This window comes from Streptomyces sp. NPDC000878 (genome assembly GCF_053599695.1).
The window spans coordinates 1-5,756 of record NZ_JBSFMT010000160.1 but is presented as its reverse complement, the minus strand read 5'-3'; the positions used below and the strand labels follow the sequence as shown (position 1 = coordinate 5,756).

The following is a 5,756-nucleotide window of genomic DNA, read 5'->3' as shown; positions in this document are numbered from 1 at the left end:
TTTGAGGACGAGGCCGTTCAGGCCGAAGCGGGGGTCTGGGGGCGGCAGCCCCCAGGAACGGGATGGGACGGGTAGGGGCGGCGGGGGCGAAAAAACCACCCCCTCACACCTCACCCCAGCAACTCCACCAGGTTAGGAATCTCCTGCGTGGCATACCAAAGCAGCTCATGATCCTCAGCCCCGTCCACTGTGAACTGCGCATCGTCATCCCCCCGATCCGCCGCCCCCAAAACCGCCGCAGCCGCAGCGACATCCCCCTCCGCCTCCGCGGAGTCGACATGCACAGCCGCCGCCTTCCCCAACGACACGGCCCCACCGACCCGCACCTCACCCAACGCCCCCGGATCAAGCCCCCGGTCGGGGTCGGCAACAGCCACCCCGTCCGCGACATCAAGGGCGACAACGACCCGCCGCCGCACCACCCCCGGCTCCATCGCGAGCAACCGCAGCGACGCGAGCGCGGCCCGATTCAGCGCCGCGTACTCCAGCTCCTCGATGTCGTCGGACAGATACCACTCACGCAACGCGGGCGTGACGGCGTACGCGACGAACGGCCCCGCCCCCAACTCACCCGTCTTGTACGCCTCAGCAAGGCCAGGGAGGGTCAGAGGGACGTAGACGCGCATGACTGACCGCTTTCGTAGTAGGCGTTCCTGACCGGAACGAGCACCCGGAGCCGCACAACCGAGGGCCGCCCCAAGACGACGAACAAGGGCGACACAGCACCCTCGAAAGCCCTCCCGCACGACCGCCCGCACACCCCGGGAAGACCATCAGGATACGTCGAGGGGTCCCCTTTCGAGTCCCCGCCCAAGCCTCTCCCGGCGTCCACCCACCTCCCCGAAATTCACCCCCACCACCTCCCCCACCAGCGCTTTCCCCTCCCTGAACCACTCGGATAAGTGAACCTCCGGACCCCCCGAACCGCACCCCGCCTCTCCTTGCGTCCGGCCGATCCGTCCCCGTACAAGATCCCCACCAGAAAGTTACCGCCCGGTACCCACCCGGGCCCCAAGAAACGGGGACATTCCATGAACAAGGTGATGACAAGGACGGTCCGCCGCACCCCGTCCCGCCCGCCGGTACGCCGGGACACCCGCCGCCCCGGCAGCACCCCGCACCGCACCACCCCGGGCGGAGGCACCACCCGTACGCCCCTCCCCGAGGCGACCACCCCCACCGAAACCCACGCCGAGCCCAGGGTCCCCACCCAGGGACAGCGCAGGACGACACCCCAGCACACCCTCCAGAGGCCCGCCCAGAGGCCCGCCCAGCCCCACCAGAAGCCCCACCAGGCACCCAGGCCTCTCCCGCCGCAGCCCCGTCCCACCGACCTCTTCGCCGACCGCCTCCTGGCCGTCCTGAGCGGCGAACGCCCGGTCCACAGCATGCTCCGCCACACCGTGGGCCGCGCCTACGACGAACTGGCCTGGCTCGCCGAACGCGGCCCTCTGCGCACCCGCGGCACCCGCCCCGTGGTCCGCGACGTCGGCTACTACGAGCCCAGCCAAGGCGCCCTGGAGGCCTTCGCCCGTATCGGAGCCGGCGACCAGCTCCGCGCGATGGCCTTCCGCCTGGAGCTGGGCCACGACTTCCGCTGGCGCTGCACGGCGGTGGAACTGGGCGGCCCCCGAAGGCCACACACGGACGACTGAGCCCCCGCCCACTCTCCCGTGCCCTCCCACACACAAAGCAGAAGGGCCGGCCACCCTCCACGGATGCCCGGCCCTTCACACAGCGACTACCAGGTACTCACTGCCTACTGCTGCACTACGCCTACTACTGCACTACCGAATTACCGCCTACTTCTTGCGCCGCCGCCCACTCCGCTGCTGCTTGCGCCGCTCCGCGCGCGTGAGTCCGTCCGCCTCGGACCGCACCTCGTCGTCGTCCCCGACGAAGTCGCCCTCGATGACACCGCCCTCGCCGTCCACGGTCGGCGCGGAGAAGTGCAGCCGGTCCGGCCGCTGCGGAGCGTCGAGCCCCTTGGCCCGGATCTCCGGCCGGGAACCGGCACCCGCCTGCGCCGGCACCGAGTCCTCGGCGCCCTTGTCCAGCGACGGCTTGGCGTCCGCGACCGGGACCTCCTCGACCTGCTGCTCGACCTGGACCTCCAGGTTGAACAGGTAGCCGACGGACTCCTCCTTGATGCCCTCCATCATGGCGGTGAACATGTCGAAGCCCTCGCGCTGGTACTCGACCAGCGGGTCCTTCTGCGCCATGGCGCGCAGACCGATGCCCTCCTGGAGGTAGTCCATCTCGTAGAGGTGCTCGCGCCACTTGCGGTCGAGGACCGACAGCACGACCCGGCGCTCCAGCTCACGCATGATCTCGGAGCCGAGCTGCTCCTCGCGCGACGCGTACTGGTCGTGGATGTCGTCCTTGATCGACTCGGAGATGAACTCGGCGGTCAGCCCGGCACGGTCGCCGGCCGCCTCCTCCAGCTCGTCGACGGTGACCTTCACCGGGTAGAGCTGCTTGAAGGCGCCCCACAGCCGGTCCAGGTCCCACTCCTCGGCGAAGCCCTCGGCGGTCTCCGCGCCGATGTACGCGTCGATGGTGTCGTCCATGAAGTGCTGGACCTGCTCGTGCAGGTCCTCGCCCTCCAGGACACGACGACGCTCGCCGTAGATGACCTCGCGCTGCCGGTTGAGAACCTCGTCGTACTTGAGGACGTTCTTGCGGGTCTCGAAGTTCTGCGTCTCGACCTGCGACTGGGCGGAGGCGATGGCCCGGGTGACCATCTTGTTCTCGATCGGTACGTCGTCCGGAACGTTCGCCATCGACATGACGCGCTCGACCATCTGGGCCTTGAACAGCCGCATGAGGTCGTCGCCGAGGGAGAGGTAGAACCGCGACTCGCCGGGGTCGCCCTGACGTCCGGAACGACCGCGCAGCTGGTTGTCGATGCGTCGCGACTCGTGCCGCTCGGTGCCGAGGACGTAGAGCCCGCCGAGGTCCTTGACCTCTTCGAACTCGGCCTTGACGGCCTTCTCGGCCCGCTCCAGGGCGGCCGGCAGGGCCGCGGCCCACTCCTCGATGTGCTCCTCGGGGTCGAGGCCGCGCTGGCGCAGCTCCGCCTCGGCGAGGTCGTCGGGGTTGCCGCCGAGCTTGATGTCCGTACCACGGCCGGCCATGTTGGTGGCGACCGTGACCGCTCCTCTGCGGCCCGCCTGAGCGACGATCGTCGCCTCCCGGTCGTGCTGCTTGGCGTTCAGCACTTCGTGCTGGATGCCGCGCTTCGAGAGCTGCTGCGAGAGGTACTCGGACTTCTCGACCGAGGTCGTGCCGACGAGGATCGGCTGACCCTTCTCGTGCTTCTCAGCGATGTCGTCGACGACCGCCTCGAACTTCGCGACCTCGGTGCGGTAGATCAGGTCGGACTGGTCCTTGCGGACCATGTCACGGTTGGTCGGGATCGGGACGACACCGAGCTTGTAGATCTGGTGGAACTCGGCGGCCTCGGTCATGGCCGTACCGGTCATGCCGGAGAGCTTGTCGTAAAGGCGGAAGAAGTTCTGCAGGGTGATAGTGGCGAGGGTCTGATTCTCGTCCTTGATGTCCACCCCTTCCTTCGCCTCGATCGCCTGGTGCATGCCCTCGTTGTAGCGGCGGCCGGCGAGGATACGGCCGGTGTGCTCGTCGACGATCATGACTTCGCCGTCGATGACGACGTAGTCCTTGTCGTTCTTGAAGAGCTCCTTGGCCTTGATGGCGTTGTTCAGGTAGCCCACCAGCGGCGTGTTCACCGACTCGTACAGGTTGTCGATGCCCAGCCAGTCCTCGACCTTGGCGACACCCGACTCGTGGATGGCGACCGTGCGCTTCTTCTCGTCGACGTCGTAGTCGCCGGTCTCCTCGATGCCCTTGAGGGGGTTGCCCGTCTCGCCGCGCTTGAGGCGCGTGACCAGCTTGGCGAAGTCGCCGTACCACTTGGTGGCCTGGTCGGCCGGGCCGGAGATGATCAGCGGCGTACGGGCCTCGTCGATGAGGATCGAGTCGACCTCGTCGACGACGGCGAAGTTGTGGCCGCGCTGCACGAGTTCGTCCTTCGACCACGCCATGTTGTCGCGCAGGTAGTCGAAGCCGAACTCGTTGTTCGTGCCGTAAGTGATGTCGCAGCTGTACTGCTCGCGCCGCTGGGCCGGCGTCATGTTGGCGAGGATGCAGCCGACAGTCAGCCCCAGGAACTTGTGGACGCGACCCATCATCTCGGAGTCACGCTCGGCCAGGTAGTCATTGACCGTGATGAGGTGAACGCCGTCTCCGGAGAGGGCGTTCAGATACGTGGGAAGGGTGCCGACCAGGGTCTTGCCCTCACCGGTCTTCATCTCGGCGACATAGCCGAGGTGGAGGGCCGCGCCGCCCATGATCTGTACGTCGTAGTGACGCTGGCCGAGGGCGCGCTTGGCGGCCTCGCGCACGGTGGCGAAGGCTTCGGGCAACAGGTCGTCCAGACTCTCACCGTCGGCGTACCGCTGCTTGTACTCATCGGTGAGGGCCCGCAGCTCGGCGTCGGAGAGGTCGACAAAGTCCTCTTCGATGGAGTTGACCTGGTCCGCGATGCGGTGCAGCTTGCGCAGGATTTTGCCTTCGCCTGCACGCATGATCTTCGAGAGGACGGACACGGGGGTTGGTCTCCTTGCCGGTCGGGCCTAGGACGGTCGATTTCCATTGTCTTAACTGAGCGACGGCCATCGTATGCGAGGACCCCGCCCAGCCGGGAGGCCTGCCGGTAGGACAGCCATAAGGAGAACGGCCGGGAGCCACGGATGGTGCCGCGCCCCACCCACGAATTGCACGAATTGTGATCACGAACCCACGCACGGCAAAAGGGATGGCGCCCTGATCCTCCCCCGAGCAGAATCGGCCGATGGACCCCGTCACGCTCACCACGGCCCGCCTGTTCCTGCGTACCGTCGGCCCACTCGACACGGACGCCGTGTACGCCGCGGTGCAGGACACGGACATCCAGCGCTGGACGACGATCCCGTCGCCGTACCTCCCCGAGCACGCCCACAGCTTCACCACCCAGGTGGTACCCGACGGCTGGGCGGACGGCTCGATGTTCACGTTCGGCATCTTCCTCCCCGAAGGGGAGGAGCTGGTGGGCATGCTCGCCCTGACGATGCGCTCCCTGGGCGTGGCCGAGATCGGCTTCTGGGCCACCAAGACCCACAGGGGCAGGGGCTACATCACAGAGGCTACGACCACCGCTTCCCGCTGGGCCTTCACCCACCTCTCGGTGGACCGAGTGGAATGGCGAGCGGAGGTGGGCAACGCCCCATCCCGAGCAGCGGCAGAACGAGCCGGCTTCACCATGGAAGGCACCCTCCGCTCAGCAATCAACAACAAGGGAGTACGCCGAGACTGCTGGGTAGCCTCCCTACTCCCCTCAGACCTGAGCCTCCCGTCAACGGCCCCCTACCTCCCGGCCCCGGACACGTCCGGCCCGCCCGCCACGTGAGGCCCCCGCACGTCAACACCGGCCGGCACCATCCAGCCCGTCCGGCGTTCGAGGACAACCGCACTCAGCCCACTTTTCCCCGCCCACCCGCACCCGCCGCTTCCGCAGTACGGGCGGTGCCTCTTCAGCGCCGGCCGAGGCATTTCAGCCCGTCCGGCGCTTGAGGACAAGCGCGTCCAGCGCGAGCTTTCCCCCACCCACCCCCACCACCCGCCCGCACCCCCACCCAGCCCGTCCGGCGTTTGAGGACGAGCGCGTTCAGCGCGACAAAGGGGGGTCTGGGGGCGCA

4 protein-coding genes are annotated in these 5,756 nt (G+C 67.9%); 2 read left to right on the top strand and 2 right to left on the bottom strand.

Annotated features, from left to right (window positions below):
* Positions 1–110: 110 nt before the first annotated feature.
* Positions 111–626 carry a DUF6912 family protein gene (locus tag ACWDR4_RS49655; RefSeq protein ID WP_450418765.1) on the bottom strand — a complete coding sequence of 172 codons (516 nt, stop codon included), beginning with the start codon at positions 624–626 and terminating at the stop codon, positions 111–113.
* Positions 627–1,031: 405 nt separating this feature from the next.
* Here ACWDR4_RS49655 and ACWDR4_RS49650 point away from each other — a divergent pair, with 405 nt between their 5' ends.
* The gene (locus ACWDR4_RS49650; protein ID WP_450418764.1) at positions 1,032–1,655 is read left to right on the top strand and encodes an Rv3235 family protein; all 624 of its coding nucleotides are present in this window, start codon (positions 1,032–1,034) and stop codon (positions 1,653–1,655) included.
* 147 nt (positions 1,656–1,802) lie between these two features.
* On the opposite strand, the gene secA is transcribed toward ACWDR4_RS49650, so the two are convergent.
* Entirely contained in the window at positions 1,803–4,628 is a 2,826-nt protein-coding gene (gene secA, locus ACWDR4_RS49645) for a preprotein translocase subunit SecA (RefSeq protein ID WP_450418762.1), read from the bottom strand.
* A 245-nt stretch (positions 4,629–4,873) separates the two neighbouring features.
* On the opposite strand from secA, the gene ACWDR4_RS49640 reads away from it, so the two are divergent.
* A complete protein-coding gene (locus ACWDR4_RS49640; protein WP_450418761.1) occupies positions 4,874–5,467 on the top strand; it encodes a GNAT family N-acetyltransferase in 594 nt (197 codons plus the stop codon).
* The last annotated feature ends 289 nt before the right edge of the window (positions 5,468–5,756 follow it).